17 protein-coding genes are annotated in these 19,230 nt (G+C 40.1%); 4 read left to right on the top strand and 13 right to left on the bottom strand.

Annotated elements, in window-relative coordinates; all coding sequences use genetic code 11:
* Positions 1-83: 83 nt before the first annotated feature.
* From MKY06_RS05495 to MKY06_RS05475, 5 genes are all read right to left on the bottom strand, one after another.
* The gene (locus MKY06_RS05495) at positions 84-1,421 is read right to left on the bottom strand and encodes an MFS transporter (protein WP_029324971.1); all 1,338 of its coding nucleotides are present in this window, start codon (positions 1,419-1,421) and stop codon (positions 84-86) included.
* Positions 1,422-1,520: 99 nt separating this feature from the next.
* Positions 1,521-1,985 (bottom strand): CBO0543 family protein, encoded by a 465-nt coding sequence (locus tag MKY06_RS05490; protein ID WP_340960338.1) that lies wholly within the window; start codon positions 1,983-1,985, stop codon positions 1,521-1,523.
* Between the two features lie 110 nt (positions 1,986-2,095).
* Positions 2,096-3,505 (bottom strand): sodium:solute symporter, encoded by a 1,410-nt coding sequence (locus MKY06_RS05485; protein ID WP_340960336.1) that lies wholly within the window; start codon positions 3,503-3,505, stop codon positions 2,096-2,098.
* A gap of 64 nt (positions 3,506-3,569) precedes the next feature.
* On the bottom strand, positions 3,570-4,886 hold the full coding sequence (locus MKY06_RS05480; RefSeq protein WP_310334956.1) for an aspartate aminotransferase family protein: 1,317 nt from the start codon (positions 4,884-4,886) through the stop codon (positions 3,570-3,572).
* 73 nt (positions 4,887-4,959) lie between these two features.
* Positions 4,960-6,330 (bottom strand): sigma-54 interaction domain-containing protein, encoded by a 1,371-nt coding sequence (locus tag MKY06_RS05475; protein ID WP_236658119.1) that lies wholly within the window; start codon positions 6,328-6,330, stop codon positions 4,960-4,962.
* 188 nt (positions 6,331-6,518) lie between these two features.
* Between MKY06_RS05475 and MKY06_RS05470 the strand changes: the two genes are divergently transcribed.
* From MKY06_RS05470 to MKY06_RS05455, 4 genes are all read left to right on the top strand, one after another.
* On the top strand, positions 6,519-7,325 hold the full coding sequence (locus tag MKY06_RS05470; RefSeq protein WP_218812804.1) for a MurR/RpiR family transcriptional regulator: 807 nt from the start codon (positions 6,519-6,521) through the stop codon (positions 7,323-7,325).
* 22 nt (positions 7,326-7,347) lie between these two features.
* The gene (locus tag MKY06_RS05465; RefSeq protein WP_218812805.1) at positions 7,348-8,175 is read left to right on the top strand and encodes a GNAT family N-acetyltransferase; all 828 of its coding nucleotides are present in this window, start codon (positions 7,348-7,350) and stop codon (positions 8,173-8,175) included.
* Complete coding sequence (menC, locus tag MKY06_RS05460; RefSeq protein ID WP_340960332.1) at positions 8,172-9,281, top strand: o-succinylbenzoate synthase; 1,110 nt, start codon at positions 8,172-8,174, stop codon at positions 9,279-9,281. The genes MKY06_RS05465 and menC overlap by 4 nt, the downstream gene beginning before the upstream one ends.
* Before the next feature lie 431 nt (positions 9,282-9,712).
* On the top strand, positions 9,713-11,068 hold the full coding sequence (locus MKY06_RS05455; protein ID WP_013055776.1) for an arsenic transporter: 1,356 nt from the start codon (positions 9,713-9,715) through the stop codon (positions 11,066-11,068).
* A 528-nt stretch (positions 11,069-11,596) separates the two neighbouring features.
* On the opposite strand, the gene MKY06_RS05450 is transcribed toward MKY06_RS05455, so the two are convergent.
* The 8 genes from MKY06_RS05450 to MKY06_RS05415 form a co-directional block, all read right to left on the bottom strand.
* Positions 11,597-11,800 carry an IDEAL domain-containing protein gene (locus MKY06_RS05450; protein WP_016766443.1) on the bottom strand — a complete coding sequence of 68 codons (204 nt, stop codon included), beginning with the start codon at positions 11,798-11,800 and terminating at the stop codon, positions 11,597-11,599.
* A gap of 49 nt (positions 11,801-11,849) precedes the next feature.
* Entirely contained in the window at positions 11,850-12,017 is a 168-nt protein-coding gene (locus tag MKY06_RS05445) for a Fur-regulated basic protein FbpA (RefSeq protein WP_013055774.1), read from the bottom strand.
* Between the two features lie 197 nt (positions 12,018-12,214).
* The gene (locus MKY06_RS05440; RefSeq protein WP_161553946.1) at positions 12,215-12,352 is read right to left on the bottom strand and encodes a hypothetical protein; all 138 of its coding nucleotides are present in this window, start codon (positions 12,350-12,352) and stop codon (positions 12,215-12,217) included.
* A gap of 134 nt (positions 12,353-12,486) precedes the next feature.
* Positions 12,487-13,329, bottom strand: coding sequence for an aldo/keto reductase (locus MKY06_RS05435; RefSeq protein ID WP_080518329.1), 843 nt, complete (start codon positions 13,327-13,329; stop codon positions 12,487-12,489).
* A 183-nt stretch (positions 13,330-13,512) separates the two neighbouring features.
* Positions 13,513-16,827 carry an Ig-like domain-containing protein gene (locus MKY06_RS05430; protein WP_340960329.1) on the bottom strand — a complete coding sequence of 1,105 codons (3,315 nt, stop codon included), beginning with the start codon at positions 16,825-16,827 and terminating at the stop codon, positions 13,513-13,515.
* A gap of 218 nt (positions 16,828-17,045) precedes the next feature.
* On the bottom strand, positions 17,046-17,921 hold the full coding sequence (locus tag MKY06_RS05425) for an N-acetylmuramoyl-L-alanine amidase family protein (protein WP_098278290.1): 876 nt from the start codon (positions 17,919-17,921) through the stop codon (positions 17,046-17,048).
* Between the two features lie 196 nt (positions 17,922-18,117).
* Positions 18,118-18,582 carry a C40 family peptidase gene (locus MKY06_RS05420; RefSeq protein WP_013055770.1) on the bottom strand — a complete coding sequence of 155 codons (465 nt, stop codon included), beginning with the start codon at positions 18,580-18,582 and terminating at the stop codon, positions 18,118-18,120.
* Positions 18,583-18,913: 331 nt separating this feature from the next.
* The gene (locus MKY06_RS05415) at positions 18,914-19,093 is read right to left on the bottom strand and encodes a YfhD family protein (protein WP_013055768.1); all 180 of its coding nucleotides are present in this window, start codon (positions 19,091-19,093) and stop codon (positions 18,914-18,916) included.
* Positions 19,094-19,230: the final 137 nt, after the last annotated feature.

Raw genomic sequence — 19,230 nt, 5'->3', positions numbered from 1 at the left:
CTACGATTTCTCAGGCAATTCTATGACCTTATTTGGTTTCTTCCCGTTTTTTTATGAAATAAACATATTTAGCATAAATTCCCTCAACTAGCAGCTCGGCTGTGCTTTGATTCCGTATCGTTTTGAATTTTTAAGGAAGTCAATAAAGCCACGATGCTTCCTGCAAAGCCAAATAAAAACAAGTGATGAATGCCTCCCATAAAGCTTCCGCCTGAAGTCAGCAACGCACCCATAATGGTAACACCGATTGCTGTTCCCATGTTTCTGCAAAACATAAAAAACGACGTAGAAATACCTCTTTCATGTCCTCCTACTAATTGCTGTACACCAATGACTCCAACCGTAGAAAGCAGACCAAACGATAGTCCTTGCACAATCATGACGCAAAACACATAAAAGAAACCATGACTTTCATTTAGCATCAGCAGCAGCGTTCCTGATCCAACCAGCAGCACATTTCCGATTAACAAAAGCTTTCTGTAGCCGTGTTTTAAAATCCATTTACCCGCAGGCACGGACACAGACATCCATCCGACCGCTGTTCCTAACAGCGCAACTCCGCTCATAAACAGTGACAGATGCGCCACTCGCTGTAAAAATAACGGAATATAGCTCGACGTACCGAATAAAGCCACCGTTCCAATAAACGCATTGATATTAATCCATGACAGCGTTTTGTTTTGGAACATAGACATCGGGACAATCGGAGAAGCATGTTTTCGTTCATGCAAATAAAAAATAACTAATAAAATAAGTCCCGCGACTGTATACACAACTTGGTTCTGTTCCACTACCGTAACGAGCAGCAGTGACGTAACGCCCGCTCCAAACAAAATGGCACCGATGTAATCGACTTTTGCTCTTTTCGGCTCATAGCTTTCTTGATATGGCATTAACGTCAGAAATGAGACAATACATACGGGTAAATTAATAAAGAAAATCCATCTCCACGTTAAATAGTCCACAAAAAAAGCGCCTAAAAGCGGAGCCAACACAGCTGATAATCCCCACATCGTTGTAAACAGCGCCTGAATTTTCCCACGTTTCTCTACGGGAAATAAGTCTCCGGCAATAATAGCGGGAAACGCCACCATAAACCCTGCTCCTATTCCTTGAACCGCACGGAAAAGAACAAGCTGAATCATCGTATTTGCCACGCCGCAAAGCATCGAACCAATTAAAAAAGCAATAATTCCAAACCCAAATACTTTTTTGCGGCCAAATAAATCCGATAATCTCCCCGCTACCGGAGATAAAATCGTGCTTGCGATCATGTACGAAGCAAACGACCACGCGTACAAATCAAATCTTCCAAGCTCTTTTGCAATAACGGGCATCGTCGTATTCATAATCGTTGAATCAAGCGAAGCCACTAGCATTGCCAGCACAATACTAACCATTACGGACGTTCTGCTTTTCATTTGACAATCTCCTTATCTGTATAATCTGAGCATTTAGTTTACTCCTGCTTGATAGATGTTGTCTAGATTTGTGCATAAAAAAGCAGATAAAAAGCTGAACTATAGCTTTTTATCTGCTTTTTTGACAAGGCCAGCTAACCCCCTGATTGTCAGCAATGTAAAACTAATACTTGCAAATGTATGAAAGATGGTCCACTTTTTCCATTTAAACAGATTGCTATTTCTCTCTAAATACCACTGGCTGATACTCATCGGAACGCTCCACATCAAGCTTTTTAGTAAGATTGCAGGAAGCTTGTCTTCATAAGATTGTCTAACCCAAACCATACTTAGCAAAGGAAAAAACAGCAGATCATATAAAATATTAGTTGAAAAAATGCGAGGATATGGCCGAACAGGATATTTGATTCGATTCGTGTTTACAGCATAAGCATCAATAAGCGTGGCTAAAATCCCTTTTGCAAAAAAGACAATCAGCATTTCTTTAAATTTCGGTTTTTTTACAACAAAAGGAAAAAGAACTGCACACAACACAGTTAGCCCTTTTAGCATTGTTCGTTCCATTTGCAACACTCTTTTCTTTCTGAATATTCATTAGTATGTACAATTACTGGCTAAAATAATAAGCAGGAATATAAAAAGCTTCTCACCGTAAAGGGGAAGCTTTTTTTTTCTTATTTTACATCTTCGCTTACCGGTTCTCGATCAGACAGTTCTTTGTTTCGAGCCATAACCGCAAACCCAGCCATTATAATAATGCTGCTTGAAATTCCGTATAGGATTGGCGTGGTAGAAGAAAGTCCTTCAATCAATAGACCTCCAAGTACTACTAGCGTACTGACAACAATCGCTGAAACTCCGGCTTTTGGATGAATGTCTTTCCAAAACAGCGACACAACAAACGGAACAAAAATCGCTCCTGATAAAATAGCATACGCAACATCTAAAGCCACAAGCACATCTTGAATCCAAAGAGCAAACACAATAGCAAGGACGCCGACAATAAGCGTATTAACGCGCGTTAAGATTAAATAATTTTTCTCTGAAATATTTTTAAGCCACACTTTTTTAATAATATCATTACTAATCAGCGTAGAAGACGCAAGAAGCGTTCCTGAAGCAGTTGACATCAGCGCCGAACAAACGCCTGCCAGTACGAGACCTAATAATCCTTGAGGCAGGATTTGAACTGCAAGCGTCGCAAATATGCTTTGACTGCTTTCTGCGTTTGGCAGCAGCAAATACGCACACATTCCAATTACACTCCCCGCAATCGCGTAGGCAATGCTGTACACGCCTGCAAAAATGGAGCCGTTTCGCGCAATTTTTTCTGTTCGCGCCGTGAATACTCGCTGCCAAATATCTTGAGATACTGCCATACCAAGCGTATATAGAAGGAAATACTGAAAGATTTGACCGTATCCAATGGATGAAAAATCAAAATAAGATGATGGCAAATCTCCGGCAAGTGCTTTAAGACCGCCTGCTTCCGATACGCTTATTGGAAGCATAAATCCAAAAATCGCCACCGTCATCACAACAAACTGAATAATATCAGTGACCGTTACGCTCCACATTCCGCCTAAAATCGTATAGAACAGAACAATCGAACCGCCAATTAACATCGATGCCGTCATGTTCCATCCAAGCAGCGCATGAATGATCGTTCCCATTCCAATCACTTGAGTGACTGATACCATGAGTGTATAAATAGCGGCAACAACGGCGCTGATAATTTGCGCTTGAGCGTTATATCTTTTTCCTAGCAGTTCGCTGATAGTTGTCACTTTCAACGACGAGATCCGCTTAATAAAAATCGTGCCAAGCGTAATGATTCCAAGTCCAATCATCGTCACAAACCAAATGCCAGACAGCCCGTGCTCATAGCCAAGCTGAGCCGTTCCAATCGTCGACGCTCCGCCTAAAATAACGGCTGACAAACACCCTAAATACATGAACATCCCTAAGTTTCGTCCGGCTAAAATAAAATCTTCTGATGACTTTGCTTTTAACGAGCCAATAATACCAGCTACAACCAATACGCCAAAATAGACAAACATAACCGTCATATCCAGTCCGTTCATAACAGATTCCTCCTTCGTATAGGTCAATCTATCTTTCAGTGAAACAAAGAGCTTCCTAAAAGCTTTAGATCACGTGAAGACTTGTGATTTCTGTCAGTGCTTCGTCTAGCACGCGAAGTCCGGCGTCAATTTCTTCTTTTGTAATCGTTAAAGGAGGAATCATTCGAATCACTTCTCCGCTATTTCCGCAAAGGTAAAACAGCACCCCTTTTTCCAAACATTTGTCTAAAATCTCAAGAAGAAGATTTCCGTCACCTTGCTTTGTTTTCGGATTAATAATTTCAATTCCAATCATTAGTCCTACTGAACGAATGCTTCCGATAACTTCATGCTTCGCCTTTAAATGCTGAAGCTGATCCGCTGCATATTTCCCCATTGCTTTTGAATTTTCAATCAGCTTTTCTTCTTTTAATACGTCCAACGTCGCAAGCGCTGCTGAACAAGCAATGGGATTGCCTCCAAAAGTGGTTCCGTGTGTACCAATCGGCCACTTTTCCATTAGCTGTTTGGAAGCTACGGTAGCACTTAACGGAAGTCCTGATGCTATGCCTTTTGCGATTGCCATAATATCAGGCGTCACGTCAAACGTTTGAGCTGCAAACCACTCGCCGGTGCGTCCGAATCCTGTTTGCACTTCGTCAAAAATAAGCAGAATTCCGTGTCTGTCACATACTTCTCTTATTTTTTGCAGCCACGCTTTCGGAGGGATCACGTAGCCTCCTTCTCCAAGAACCGGCTCTACAATCATGCACGCTACTTCTTCTGGCGTGACTTGATGCTTAAACAAAGTGGCAAAATCTCTTTCCAGCTTTTCTACGCAGTAGATTTCCGGATCTTCTCCTTTTGGACACTGAGTCACATCTGCATAAGGCACTTGATACGTTAAGCCCGATGGCTGAAGAAATTTCCGGTATTTGCTTTTTGATGTTGTCACACTAAGCGCTCCGAGAGAACGGCCGTGAAAACAGCCCATAAACGAAACAGCATAAGGTCTTTGCGTCACGTATTTTGCTAGCTTTAACGCTCCTTCTATTGCTTCGGTTCCGCTGTTAGCAAAGAAAAAGCAGTCCAATCCTCTTGGCAATACTGTTTTTAATTCTTCAGCAAGCTGTAAAATAGATTCATACATAATCACACCCGACGGACCGTGCATAAGATGATCAACGCTATTTTTAATCGCTTGTACAACTTTAGGGTGACGATGACCTGTATTCGCTGTTGCAATACCTGACGTGAAATCTAAATACGTTTTTCCGTCAGCTCCGTAGTAGTAGCAGCCTTCTGCTTTTACCACGGGTAAATTAGGGTGATCTTTCGCCATGCTTGGTGCTAGTAAATCCGGTAGACTGTTCATTAACTGTGTAAGTGATGCCTGCGTCATCTGACTTCCTCCTCGCAATCTATCAAGTAATGTATTTGTACTTGTTTTACATGCAAAGAGCGTGCCAAATACGTTAAAAAACAGAATGTTTTTTTAATTTTCTAACAACTGAAGGCTGACTGATTCCAAGTGCTTCCCCTATTTCTGTTGTCGTTTTGTACTGTTTTTTTGCTTTTACTAATATCTCTTTTTCCAGCTCGTTTAATGCGTCATTAAGCTTCATTTCCCCATGTTCTTCAACGTGCTGAATCCGTTTTTTTCTATGCAGAGAATGCGGCAAATGCTCCATTGTAATCAGCGTTTGTGAAGACACAACCACGGCGTGTTCAATCACATTAATTAACTCTCGTACGTTTCCTTTCCACTCATGTGCAAGCAGTGCGTGAATAACCGCGTTATCAAACGTTCTTTTTCGGTTGTATTTCTTTTCAAACTGCTCGGCAAAATGTGTGAGCAGCGGAAAAATATCTTCGGGGCGCTCGTTCAAAGATGGAATGGTAATCGGTACGACGCTTAAACGAAAGTATAAATCTTCTCGAAACTCTTTTTCAGCAACGGCTTTTTCCAAATCTTTGTTCGTCGCTGCAATTAAGCGAAAGTCCACGGTTTTAGGCTTTCTTCCTCCAACGGAATAAAACTGTTTTTCTTGAATGAGCTTTAAGATTTTTACTTGATGCGCCGGTGACAGTTCTCCGACTTCATCTAAAAAAAGCGTACCTCCATCTGCTAATTCGACCAGTCCCACTTTTCCATTTTTAGATGCACCGGTAAAAGCACCCGCTTCGTAGCCAAACAGTTCAGCCTCAAATAAATGATCGGGAATCGCCCCGCAGTTCACTTCAATAAACGGCCCTTTGCTTCTTGTACTTTTGTTATGTATCAGCTTGGCTAAGTGCGTTTTCCCTACTCCTGACTGCCCTAAAAGTAAAATATTTACGTCTACATTCGAAACGTGAACAGCCGTACGAAGAACGTGCTGCATCTTTTCGCTGTTGCATACAATTCCTTCAGTTGATAGGTTTTGGTTTCTTAGCAGCATAAGCTCGCTCTTTACGCGCTGCATTTCGCCTTCCATCGCATCAAGATATGTTTTCATTTCCATAAGCTCCGTCACATCATGAGAATAGCTGACGATTCTTTTAATCTCTCCTTTTTCATCTTTGACAGGAATGCCTGTAACGAGCACTTGCTTGCCTTGTTTAGTTGTTTGTACAAGCGTAATTTTCTTCTTTGTTTCAAGCACAATTGGCGTGACGATTGGCGTAAACAACCCTTGTTTTTCAAGCTCATAAACAGACTTTCCCAGCAGTTTTTCAGCTTTTACATCGTAAATGTTTCCCGTTCCTTCATGTATTCGGACAATGATGCCTTTTTCATCCGTGACAAGCAAATCATCTTTTAATGAATGAAGGATCCACTGATTTTCATTCCATTCTGAATTCATGTATGCTCCCTGCTTTCTATTCATTTTTGAATAAAACACAATTCGTTTTTGAATACGGCATTTATTTTTGAATAATCAATTTATTATATCACAAGGACTTCTTTTTATTTTGAAACAGCAATTGAAATGAAGTTAAAAATGCATTAATATATTTTTATGAAGTTATAACTTCTTTTCTAGGAGGCTATATGAAGCAATCATTTCAAGAATTAATTAAACATAAATTCCCTGACCTTTCTCGCGGTCAAAAAAAAGTAGCTGAGTTTCTCGTTAATTTTACGGAAAAAGGCTCGCTGTACACCGCTGGGCAAATTGGCAAAGAAGCAGGTGTCAGTGAAACAACCGTTATTCGTCTAGCTTACGCACTGGGGTTAAATGGTTTTTCCGATTTGCAGGAGCTAATGCGAAAAGAATGGCTTTCTTCTGCCGAATCAAAAGAATCAGCTAGCAAGCCTGCAGCTGATTCTGCAGCGGAAGAAAAGAAACCTTTTAGTGAATGGCTTTCCCCTGTTGACGAAAAAGAATTATCTCAAGCTGTAGATGCGCTTATCAAAAGTGATCAAGTGTATATTGCAGGTTTCCGTGAATCTCATACGGCGGCTTACTGGCTGTATTATAAAATGAATCAGCTTCGCAATCATGTTCTTTTATCTTTTCCAACAGGATTTTTGCTTGAAACGCTATGCAATCTTACTAGTGAATCTGCTGTTGTTGTATTTTCACTGCCGCGCTATACAAAAGAAGCGCTCGAAGTAGCTCAGCAGGCTAAAAAACAAGGAGCGAAAGTAATTGCCATTACAGACCGCCGTTTGTCTCCGGTAGGCCAAATCGCTGATATCACGCTTTTAGCCGGAACAACCGAACATATTTTATCGCTTCTTGCCCTATCTCAAGTTGTAATTAACAGCATGCAAAAAAGAGATGAAAAAACGGCTGGAAAACGACAAGAACACTTGGAAAAACTCTATGCCGAGCAAGGCATCTTTTTAGAATAGATAATAGAAAGGAAGTAAACAAATGACTGAAGCCTTAACGATTCGTTCACTTACAACAACCACTGAACTAGAAGAGGTACGCGCATTAGAAAGCCGCGTCTGGGGAGAAGAAGAAGCCACGCCTGTCCATCAAACCTTGACCGCTGTTAAAAATGGAGGTCTTGTTCTCGGTGCGTTTCTAAATGAAAAGCTGATTGGCTTTCAATATAGTTTTCCCGGGTTTGACGGAACGTGCGTCTACTTATGTTCTCATATATTAGCAGTTGACCCTGCCTATCGCAGCATGGGTATCGGTGCCAAGCTTAAGCATGCGCAGAGACAAGAAAGTAAAAAAAAGGGTTATTCATATATTAGCTGGACGTATGATCCTCTAGAAAGCGCCAATGGGTATTTAAATATTGGAAAGCTTGGAGCCGTTTGTTCTACGTATATTGAAAACTGCTACGGAGACATGAACGATCCGTTAAATGCTGACTTGCCTTCTGATCGATTCGTTGTAGAATGGGCATCCGCAGAAGATACAAAACGAGCTCAGCCTCTTTATACGCCAGAACAAATAATGGACGCATCGCTCATTCAATGGACGTTACCGGATGAAAGGTTTCCTTCTGTTAGAGATATTGACGAAAAACTGTTAAATGATGACGTTGTAGCTGTAGCTATTCCGTCTGCTTTTCAGCAAATGAAAGAAGCTTCTCCTTCTCTGGCATTGGACTGGCGTATGCGCACAAGACGCGTATTTCAAACGTGTTTTGCAAAAGGATTTGAAGTAACAGACTTCATGAAGCATCCAGAGAGCAGCGCACCCGTTCATTTTTATATTTTAACGAAAAAAGAGGTGCAAAAATGAACATAAAACACGTCATTTTACGGCATTTAAAAATGGATTTACTTCATCCGTTTACCACAAGTCTTGGAAAAGAAGTGGATCGAGATTTTATTTTAGTAGAAATTCAAGACGAAGACGGACGATCCGGCTGGGCTGAATCCGTAGCGTGCACGGATCCTTTTTATAAAGAAGAAACGCTCAAAACAAACTGGCACATTATGGAGGATTTTTTAATTCCCTTGCTTCAAGAGAAAGAAATTCAGCACCCTGACGAAGTATCTCAACGCTTTGCTCATATTCGAGGCAATTACATGGCAAAAGCGGCGTTAGAAGGCGCTGTTTGGGATTTGTATGCGCGCAGGCAAAACCTCTCTCTATCTAAGGCGCTAGGAGGCAGTAAAAGTCAAATTGAAGTTGGTCTTAGCGTTGGCATTCAGCCTACGATTGACGAAACGCTTCGAAAAATTGAAGCCGGCTTGAATGAAGGATATAAGCGGATCAAAATTAAAATTAAGCCGGGCTGGGATCTTAACTTGACGCGCGCAGTTCGAAACGAGTTCCCTTCTATTCCCCTGATGGTTGATGCGAACTCTGCTTATACGCTTGCAGATGCTGATCACCTTGCTCAGCTTGATGAGTTTGATTTAATGATGATTGAACAGCCGTTGGCTCATGATGATTTAATTGATCACGCTGAACTGCAGGCCCGCATGCGCACGCCCATTTGCTTAGATGAAAGCATTCATTCAGCTGAAGACGTTCGAAAAGCTATTAAACTTGGAAGCACACAAATTATTAACATTAAAATTGGACGAGTAGGCGGACTAACAGAAGCCAAAAAAATTCATGACCTTTGTCAAACTCACGGTGTGCCCGTATGGTGCGGTGGCATGCTGGAATCGGGTATCGGACGAGCACATAATATTGCCATTACCACACTTGCTAATTTTACGCTTCCCGGAGATACGGCCGCATCATCTAAATACTGGCCGCGTGATATCGTTCATCCGGAAATCACGGTCGACAACGGTATTATTTCCGTTCCTGATACACCAGGCATCGGCTACGAACCTGATCACGATCAGATAAAAGCGCTAACTTTACACGAAAAAGTCTATACTTGCTAATCTTAAACAGACTGGAACAAAAGTATGTTAGCTGAAGGAAAATCCGAACGATGAATGGTTCGGATTTTTTTATTGATATGGTGAGCGCAGGTTTCATGTATATAGTGGCTTTTATCTGTGCAAGACGAAGACTCCTGCGGGACAAGCAGAAAGAAAAGGCTGGCATGGAAATCAACAGCAATATAAAAAGCAATGCCTACTAGCTCCTTTATCCAATTGATTTCTCTTTAGATTAGATGGGTTTAGTTATGTCCCAGCCTCTTTTTTATAGGCTCCTCTCCCGAGATGATACGTGCCTTGGCAAGATAAACAAACATATTAGCAAAAATGGTCTTATGCACAATCCTTCTAGTAATAAATGAATATAAATAGAGTGTAAGGGACATGCAAGGGTATATTCATTACAAATTTTAGAAGAAAGGAGCATACTGATGAATATTGAAATTGGAATTGCCATTTTCGTGTTTACAATGACAATGCTCGTCATTTTTTGGAGGCCAAACGGCATCAACGAAGCATGGCCGGCATCCATAGGAGCAGCCATTATCCTGCTTACAGGGATTGTATCCAAATCAGACATTGTTGATATTTTCGGAAAGATAAGCGGCGCTTCTATCACCATTATTGCCACCATTGTTATGGCCGTCATATTAGAAAGTTTCGGATTCTTCCACTGGGCAGCTGCACGGCTAGTGAGTTTATCCAAAGGCTCAGGGTACCGATTATATTGGTACATTCAACTGCTTTGCTTTCTAATGACTTTACTATTTAATAATGACGGCAGTATTTTAATTACCACTCCAATTTTAATTCTACTTTTGAAAAACCTTCAGCTAAAACCCCACCAGCAGATCCCCTACCTTTTAAGTGGAGCGCTTATTGCTACCGCTTCCAGCGCGCCTATAGGTGTAAGTAATATTGTCAATTTGATTGCCTTAAAAATTGTTCATATGTCGCTTTATATGCACACGGCGATGATGTTCGTACCGGCGACACTTGGTTTATTATTTATGTCTTGGCTCATGTATACGGTCGTAAAACGCCATTTGCCAAAAAAACTGCCGCATGCTTCAAAAGATATAGAAGAGAGTTTCTTTACGAAACAGTTTCACCCCTTAAAAGGAAGCATTTCTGTTGAAACAAAACGTAAACGCACACAATTTATGCTGAAAGTTTTATTATTTGTGTTTGTTATGCGCTGTCTCCTATTTGTTGCCTCTTATTTCGGCATACCAATCGAATTGGTTGCTGTACTGGGCTCACTGATCTTACTTATTTGGAGATGGTATCACTTACGTACAAACCCAATTGATATTTTAAAGAAAACGCCGTGGCACATTTTTGTTTTTGCATTTTCGATGTACGTTATTATTTACGGACTGCATAACGTAGGCTTGACGGAGCTACTTGTAAAAGTTTGCGAACCAATTGTAAATCGAGGACTTTTTGAAGCAAGCTTTATCATGGGAGGACTTGTTTCCATTCTTTCTAACTTGTTTAACAATCACCCTGCCCTAATGGTCGGAACCATTACCTTGACTGAAATGGGGCTCGATCCTATTACTCTTAAAACCATTTATCTTGCTAATATTATTGGAAGTGATATGGGCTCGCTTTTATTGCCGATTGGAACACTGGCTTCTCTTATTTGGATGCATATTTTAAAAGAAAATCATATCAAGGTAAAATGGAAAGATTATTTAAAGGTATCACTTATCGTTATCCCGCTTACCACCATCGTTACTCTTTTCCTCCTGTTCTACTGGGTTCAGCTCATTTTTTCTTAATACTGATTTACAGGACGGATTGTACTCTTTTGAAGCTTACAGTCCGTCAGAAACAAACAAATGTCTCTCATAAAAACCAACTATATTTTTCTATTGTTTTTTTATAGATACACATTCACCCAATAAAAACATTTTTTTACATTCACTAATTATTTAGAACAATTTAAAAAGAAAATCAATAAATATATTGAATCGAATTTCCTTCATGTGATAAGATATGGTTATATTGTTACTTTAACAATACATAGAGCGAATGAATTAGAAAATATGCAGTTGCATAGAACTTTCTAAACCCCACACGCAACATTTAGAGAGTGACATTCATTTTCTCAGTAACACCCATACCTTTCTGAAAAGAGTGAGTACATTAGACTTGCTCTTTTTGTCTGTTCAGTGATAAGGTTCATTTCTTATGTGAGGCCTTCGTTTACAATAAGACAACAAAAAAACAGGTAACTAAGCATGCCGCTTCTTACCTGTTTTTATATGCTAAAATGATAAAATCAAATTCTATCGCGCGAACGCCCTCTACGAAATTGATTTTAATTCTTCAATTAATTGAAAAAATTTTTCTTTGTTTCTTTCTTCTAATGTTTGATCGACTTCACGTAAAATTTGATCTCTTCTAAAATCTCGGATAGCCTTATTTAATACCATTTTAGCAAATATAGAATCGAGGATATCCATACGGATGGGCTGCGAGTCTGTCGGGTGCTTTTCGATATAAATCAACTCCTATCCTTTCCTCTATTATAACAAATTCTAGCAATGTATCAAAATTTCATCGGGATATGCGCTGTTGTGAAATAGCTTCGTATTCTGTTTCTAGTTCTTGAAGCGTAAGCTCATATAGCTGCTTGTTTCCTTTTTTATAAACCCCTGCATCCAGCAATAAATCAATCATTGATGTTTTTTTACATTGTATGTGAGAGTAAGCTTGTTTTGTCATCGTTACACCGCCTATTTTACACTTAAAAATGAAATGATTTCTCTATCTTTCACGACCTTTCTTTATCATACGGCCCGTCCTTTAGCTTACTGTGAAGAAAATGTTAAATTTATGTAATAATGCATAAAAAGAGGCCGGGACATAACTAAATGAATCCAACCTAAAGACGAACAAATGAGATACATGAGCTGAACCGCTTATGACACCGCCGTTGATTTCCGTGCAAGGCTTCGCTTTCCGCGGGCGGGCGCTGAGCCTCCTCGTCGCTTGCGCTCCTGCGGGGTCTCATCTGTCCCGCTTTTCCCGCAGGAGTCTTCGCCTTGCCCTTCAATCAACTGCTAGAAGGGACGAAACAGATGAAGCTGTATTCACCATAACAAAAAAACGAACCACTCATCAAACTTGTTGATGTATAGTTCGTTTTTTACTTGGGCTAAATTACTTTTCTCCCAGCCTCTTAGTTCTTCTATTAAAAATCAAAATTGTCCGGATCTGGACCTACCCGGTGATTTTGATTTAATCCATCAATTTTGCTTACGTCTTCAGCATCCAATTCAAAATCAAATAACGATGAATTTTCAACAATACGATGTTCTTTTGTCGATTTTGGAATCGTTACAACTCCGTTTTGCAGATCCCATCGCAGAATAATTTGAGCAACTGATTTACCGTGCTTTTCAGCAATTCCTTTTAACACATCGTTATCTAGCAATTCTCCTTGCATAAGCGGAGACCATGCTTCTAGCTGAATATCATGCTTTTGACAAAAAGCATGCAGCTCTTTTTGTGTCAAACGAGGATGATACTCCACTTGGTTAATAACAGGCTTAACATCTCCATCTTTCATTAAGTCTTCTAAATGATGAATTTGAAAATTACTTACGCCCACAGCTCTTACTTTTTCTTCTTTATAAAGCATTTCTAATGCTTTCCACGCTGCTTTATACTTACCTTCTACCGGCCAGTGAATTAAGTATAGATCTAAATATTCTAAGCCAAGCTTTTGTAAGCTTGTTTCGTAAGCAGCCAGCGTCTCTTCATAGCCTAAATCTGCGTTCCAAACTTTTGATGTAACAAAAATGTCTTCGCGTGAAAGACCTGCTTCTTTCAGACCTTGGCGAATTCCTTCTCCTACACCTTCTTCATTTCCATAAATAGCTGCCGTATCAATGCTGCGATAGCCTTTGACGATAGCTGTTTTCACCGCGTTCACTAATTCAGGCCCTTCTTCTACTTTAAATACACCTAGTCCAAGCCAAGGCATTTTGACTCCGTTGTGAAGTGTGACTGTATCTTGCAAATGATTACTCATTATAAAAAACCCCCTGCTAATTTCTTTACATTTGTTATTATGAAACAGAAAAAAAGAAAAAGATAGAACCCACTTTAAAGTAAGTTAGGCACTTCAAAGTTCTAAGGTAACTTTTTAGTAACCTTCTATCCCACTTAAAAATCACTAAAAAAAGAATCCTCCGCAGAGAATTCTTTTTTGTTTTTATTTAACGTTTATATTGACTGCTGAACTTGTATTTCCAGCGGCATCTTTTGCCGTCACAGCCAGCTTTACGCCTGATTTTTGTTTTGGGATAGTTACTTTAAACTGTCCTTTGCCATCTGCTTTGCCCGATGCGATCAGCTTTGTACCGCTTTTAATCGTAATCACGGCATTTGCTTCTGTTTTTCCAGAGATAAAGGTGGACAAAGACGTAACGGCATTCACTGCCGGAGGTGCCGGCGGGGTTGTGTCTTGCACTTTTACAATTTTATACGGGCTGTATCCTACTTTATTTTGCAGCACGGCCGTTACTTCTGTTCCTGCTTTTTGAGCAGGAATTTTTACGCTGAACTTGCCGTTTCCATCAATTTTTCCGCTCGCAATAATCTTTCCGCCTGCTTTAATATAAATAGACGCATTTTTTTCTCCTGTTCCCGTTACGGCTGTACTTTTTTCAGTAAGCGTATTAACGGTTGGAAGCGCTGGTTTTGTCTGCGCGGCACTGACCGTTACAAACGTGTTGGAGCTGTAGTTATTGGCTGCATCTTTTGCAATAACAGCTAATTTTGTAGAAGCAGGCTGCTTTGGAATGGTGATGCTGAACGTTCCATCCGATTTTGCATTTCCTTTGCCAATTACTTTTTTGTGAATTTTCACATGCACTTCTGCGCCGGCTTCTGTGCTTCCCGTTACGACTGTATCTTGATTGCTTACAGCGTTTACTTTTGGTGTAACGGGTGCTGTTTTATCCTGCACGGTTACAGTTACAGCTGGACTTACGCCCGCTGTGTTTCCAGCCGTTACAGACAGTTTGCTTCCTGCTTTTTGTTTTGCAATCGAGATGCTGTATGTTCCTTTGGCATCCGCTTTACCAGCTGCAAGCTGAAGACTTCCGTTTTTAATGATAACGGTCGCATTTGCTTCTGCTGTACCCGTAACGGCTGTACTTCTATTACTCACTTCATTAACTGTCGGTTTTACCGGAGCTTTTTGCTTTGCTGTAACGATTACAGTCGATGCAGAGCTGTTATTTCCTGCTGCATCTTTTGCTTGTACGCTTAGCTTTGTATTCGCTTTTTGCAGAGAAATGGCAACAGAAAACGCTCCGTTTGCACCTGCTTTAGCCGTTCCCACAGTTGTTGTTCCCACTTTTACAGTAACCGTCGCATTTGCTTCTGCTGTACCTGTAACTTTTGTATCTTGATCACTTACTGCGTTTACTTTTGGCGCAGCTGGTGCCGTTTTATCCTGTACGGTTACCGCAGTGGCTGAACTTGTTCCACCTGCATTTTGAGCTGTTACAGACAGCGTGCTTCCTGCTTCTTGTTTCGCAATTGAGATGCTGTAATTTCCTTTAGCATCTGCATTGCCTGCTGCAAGCTGAAGACTTCCGTTTTTAACGATGACCGTCGCATTTGCTTCAGCCGTTCCTTTAAGCATTGTGTCTTGATCACTTACTGCATTTACTTTTGGTGCAAGCGGTGCTTTTAACGTAGATTTAACCGCAAAAGAAGGAGCTTGACTTTCGTTTCCTGCTTTATCTTTTGCACTTACCGCTATTGTTGTTCCACCTATTTGTACTGGAATTGAAACAGTAAATGTACCGTTACCATCCGCTACTGCAGAGAACGTTGCATCGCCCGCTTTTACCGTCACGGCGGCGTTTGCTTCTGTTACGCCTGTTACGGTCGTATCTTGGTCACTTACTTCATCTACAATTGGAACAGAAGGCGGCGTTTGATCCGCTACGGTCACTACTGTGGCCGTGCTTTCATTTTCAGCTGCATCTTTAGAGGTTACCGATACTTTTGTATCTGCTGGCTGCTTGACAATCGTAATTGCAAATTTTCCAGCTTCGTCAGCAAGACCCGTTCCAATTACTTCATTTTCCACTTTTGCAATAACAGAAGCATTTGGTTCTGTCACGCCCGTAAGCGATGTTTCGTTATCTCCTAGTGCATTAACTGAAGGTGCATCAGGCGCAACCATATCTTTCGGTGCTTCTTGCTCCTGCTCTTTTCGCGGATATTTAGTTGTATAAAAACTTAAAAGAGTTGTTGTTGGATAATAAAAATCTAAAATTTCACGATAGTCTTTTCCTACGCTTGCCATTTTTTGAGCACCGTATTGACTCATCCCAACACCGTGTCCATTTCCTTTACCATTAAAAGTTGTTGATGTGCTTGTTTCATTTGTTTCCGTTACAAGCAGACTAAGCATCGCACGGCTGTTTAACATCGATTTTAGCTTCGTCGATGTTAAATCTGTTAATTCCAAATGATGAACCACTAGTTTTTGCGAACTGTCTACATCTCCTTTAACGAGGTAGTCCACTGTAATCGCACCTTTAGTCACACGGCCTCCTGATGAAGGAGCATAAAAACTCACCTTTGGAATAGACGTAATTTTAATGGTTTTACCAGGATGCTTATTGGCTACTAACCATGACTTCAAATTATCCGTAACGGTTTTATCTTTTTCAGAAACCGTATTCCACCAAGCGCTATAGTTAGCTAAATCTTTTCCTGTTAAATCAATTTGCGTTTTTTGAATAGCTAACGTCCACGGCGTCTGCTTATCGTATGGATCTTCTTTCACCGGGAAATAAGAAAGCTGAGTTCCTCCCCAAGCATTACTGTTTGATTCGGTTCTCCCACCGTTGCTTGATGAGAAAACGGCGTTGATTAATTTATTGTTGTATGTGACTACTTGTCCAAATGTCTCATCTACTGCTTTGTTTGTGCTGTCGTACCACGTATAGCCACCGTATACTTGATAGCTTACCGTGTCATTGATTACTTTTCCTGCATAGCTCATTGCGTATGTTCTCGCTGCTACTGCCTGAGTTTTTAAGGCTTGCAGGTTCCAAGATGTATAGACTTCATTTGGCACAACGCCTTTTAAATAGTCTTCAATCGGCAGCGTATTAACAGGTCTGACGTACGTTCCTTTTTCATTTGTAAACGCAACGTCTCCTAAGTACTGTCTGCCATTAATAGATATGGGATTTTTATAAAGAGACGGTGTAATTTCAAAGCTTGTAAAATCACCTAAGACAGTGCTTCCTTGTTTTAGAGTGACACCTTGAGTTGTTGCCGTTACCGTATACTCTGTATTTGCCTTTAAGACCAAATCCGAGTTTTTAATAGTGTATAAATAAGACGGCTTAATTGTAATTGCATGCTGATCTCCTAAATAGTTTACTAATTTTACAGACACAACTGGTTCTACCGTTTCAGCTTTCACGCTAGCAAGCGGCGTGAATTGAAACAGCAGTACGCTTAGTACTAAAGCAAATGCCGTTAACTTTCTCATCTTGTTCCCCCATTTTCATGTACTGTCTAACGCATTTTAATATCCTTCGTTATATCGACACAGTTCTATAAAAATTAAAGCATTTTACCTAGTTTTCTTTTCTGCTCGTCCGTTTTTTTGTCGAAAAAATGCTTTTTTATATCATATGAACGACAAAAAAAAACGTGTGACATAAATCAATTGATTTAGTCACACGCTTTTATAGGTCTTTTCACCTTTTATTTTTTCATTTCTTCATATGCCGCTATACCATCTGCAATATGATTCATCAGCTTTGTAAGGTAAGACTGATCAGACAGGTTCCGGTCTTCTTCTGGATTCGTCATATACCCCAGTTCAACTAGCGTTACGGGTACAGTCGACCAGTTAAATCCTGAAAGATCACTGCGATAGCGAATGCCGTCTGCTTCGACAAACTGATCTTTTTTCACCTCTGTCAGAATAGCCTGAGATGCCTGCAGACTGCTTTGATAAATAGACTTTGTATACGAATTATCTTCTGCAGGAGTAAGCACAGAAAATCCTTTTACAGAAGCATTTTCAGAACCATCTGCATGTATACGTACGTGCAGATCAGCTTTTGAATTGTTCGCAAGCTCCGCTCGTTCCCGGTTGCTGATATCTACATTATCAGAACTACGAGTAAGCTTTACGGTGATGCCTTTTTCTTCGAGCAGCTGTTTTAATATCATAGAAGCTTCCAACGTTAGCTTGTATTCCGGCTTCTTGGTCACAACGCCTGATGTGCCTCCGGAAACTTTTATTTTCGTTTCTGCTGATCCCGGTCCGATTGGCTCCTTTTCTAGATTAGCCTGGGATTGATGACCAGGGTCAATGTAGACTAAAAAAGGAGGAGGATCCGCTTTTTCAGGCATGTTGTTTTTTACATTTTTCAATTCATTATCTGCTTCATGAGGCTGTACTCCTCGGAACTGTGAGATGGGCTGCTTCACTCTTTCTCCCTGCGCATGAGCTTTTGGTACAATTCCGCTAACGACGGCTTTCTCTGTTTGACCTTTCATCATAAAGAAAAATGAGAGTACTGCTACTATTGCAACAATACCTATTCCATAACTCCATACTAAGCGCTTCATCTTCGCTCACCAAACTTTCGAATAGAGTCGGATATTCCTTATGTTAAAGTACAAAATGTGTTAACGTTATTATCTCATAGAATATGGATTTTTTTGTATAAAACGTTAAAAAATAATATCGGCAATATGTTATGTATATGCAAACAAAAACAACACTACATAATGTAGTGTTGTTTTTCAAAAAAATGACGGATGGTTAAATCCGTTTTGCACCAATATAACGTGCTTTCCAGTAGCTGTTGCTAAGAGATGTAATCGTCACGCCTTTAGACGTAGAAGCTTGAAGAAACTGATTATTTCCTAAGTACACGCCTACATGTGAAGGACCTTTTTTATACGTTTGAAAGAAAACCAAATCTCCTTTTTGAAGCTTTGCTTTTGAAACGCTTGTCCCTACTCGATACATTTGTTCCGTTGTGCGCGGAAGTGTTTTTCCAGCCTTTTTGAAAATGTATTGAATAAATCCTGAGCAGTCAAAACCTTTTGTTGTTGTACCTCCCCATTTATAAGGAACACCAATTAATTTTTTACCAGTAGCAATAGCCGTGTCCTTGTATGAATATGACGCTGCTTCTACTGTTTGAGCAGGTGCAATAAACGGACTGGCTCCGCTAAATAAGACTGCCGCTGCCGTTATAGACCCAATGATGGCTTTTTTCATTTTTTTCCTCCATTATGTAACCGAACGTTACGTTTCTATGAACTTATTTTTCAATATGTTCGGTTTAATTATAATGAAAAAAGCCTCAAAAACTATTACGCTATGATTAAATAATGTTACAAAATGGTTACTGAGGTATTTTTATCTTGCGGTATATATAGAAGAGGTTGAGACATACCGAAATCAACCGCTAGAAGCAACTACATACCCGAAACCTACGTTTACCATCATCACAAAAAAATCCGAACGAGTTGGATTCTCCATCAAGAATCTCCATTCATCGTTCAGATTTCCCTTCAATTAAAACACTTTTGTCCAACCTCTTTTTCTCTTACTTTTCTTTTTGCTGTTTCAAAATTAAGTCCTGTTTCGCTTTAGCATCGTGATGCTGCGCTAACTCACGTGAAAATTCTTCATTTGCTTGATCCGGAGCAATTTTTAACTCTTTTGGTGTTTGAGGCAGTGACCCTTTGTTATTATGTGATGATTTGTGATTATTTGCTCTTCCCATGTTGAGACCTCCTTGTATCAATCATTTGTTTTTTATCTTTAGTTACTATTCCCAATTTTTCAAAGCAAATTCAAACGAAAAAAGATTGAGACATAACTAAATAAATTGGATAAATGAGCTGGTATGGATCACTTGTT

It is taken from the genome of Priestia sp. FSL P4-0332 (assembly GCF_038005845.1).
GTDB lineage: Bacteria > Bacillota > Bacilli > Bacillales > Bacillaceae_H > Priestia.
This window is presented reverse-complemented; position numbering and strand designations above follow the sequence as displayed.